The organism is Flavihumibacter fluminis (assembly GCF_021491375.1).
Classification (GTDB): Bacteria; Bacteroidota; Bacteroidia; order Chitinophagales; family Chitinophagaceae; genus Flavihumibacter; species Flavihumibacter fluminis.
Genome location: NZ_JAKEVY010000014.1, coordinates 1 through 1,359, shown reverse-complemented (window position 1 = coordinate 1,359; position 1,359 = coordinate 1). Strand labels below are relative to the sequence as shown.

Below are 1,359 nucleotides of genomic sequence, written 5' to 3'. Positions count from 1 at the left end.
GAAGTTATTTATTGGCTTAGATGTACACAAAAAAAGTTGGCAGGCCCACCTTCGAACTGACATTTCAGATCATAAAGGCTTTAGCTTACCCCCCGATCCGGAAATTCTGGCTAATTACGTGTTTAAACATTTTCCTGATCACCAGGTCCAGCTCTCATACGAGGCGGGTTGCTGTGGCTTTTCCGCCGCCAGGGAATTCCTGAACCTAGGATGGTCGGTGACTGTTGTCAATCCAGCTGATATCCCACATATGGATAAACAACTTTATCAGAAAACCGACAAGATTGATTGCAGAAACCTCGCCAAACAGTTGCAACTCGGCCAACTAAAACCCATTTATATCCCCACTGAAGACCAGGAACAACTGCGCAGTTTACTCCGCCAGAGAAACCAACTGGTCAAACAACACCGAAAGGTAAAATCCAACATCAAAGGACTTTTGCTCTTTCACGGTATTGTCATACCTCCTGAATTTGACAATCCCAACTGGAGCAAAAATTTCCAGCAATGGCTCTTTCAAATCCCCTGGTCGCATATAACAGGCTTGCAATGCCTGCATAGCAAACTGCGCATCTACAAATTGCTGGACCAAGAAATTCTACTTACCAGTAACGAATTACGTGCTTACTGCCGAAAAGTTCATACCACCGACTATTATCTCTTAAAGTCAATTCCAGGAATCGGCGGAATCCTATCGGCAGCTATCCTTGCTGAACTGGGTGATATTCGGCGATTCAACAACGAACGCCAATTTGCCAACTGCATCGGACTGGTACCTGGAATACACCAAAGTAGCGAAACCAATAATTATATGGGCGTTACCCCAAGGTGTAAAGCCTTGCTTAGAAGCTATTTGATTGAATCCGCCTGGATTGCCATCCGATTGGATCCCGGAATTCAGGCCTTCTATAGAAAACACGTCGGCAAAAATCCAAAATCTGTTATTGTGAAAGTCGCCCACAAAATGTGCCGCAGAATTCTTAGTGTAATTAAATCAGGCAAGCCTTATCAGCTTGGATTTAGTGCATAGATGTATAACCTCTTTAAAGCTCAAACAAATTCATGAGTTGACTACAAAACGAGCAGGGTAGTCTCTTTGCAGAACTACATCGCCAAGCTGGTAGCGGCTCATATTCTTTATAACCAAATAGATGAAGGTAGTGCTTCAGGTAAGTAACTACACATAGGAGCCGGAGCTTAAAGAAATTATTGAAAAGGAATCCACGCTCTCATTTATTGATTTTGCAACTTCCGTTAAATGTCAAGCTGCATCAGAAAATCAATAAATGACAGCCTGTAAAATATTATTATGTAGTAACTTTAACCATATCAATCCCTGGGCAAACGCTTTACATAGGA

1 protein-coding gene is annotated in these 1,359 nt (G+C 42.5%); it reads left to right on the top strand.

Annotation, left to right across the window (positions count from 1 at the left end):
• Positions 1-1,030 (top strand): IS110 family RNA-guided transposase (locus L0U88_RS20700; protein ID WP_234868773.1); only part of this gene is annotated, 1,030 nt, incomplete at its 5' end.
• Positions 1,031-1,359: the final 329 nt, after the last annotated feature.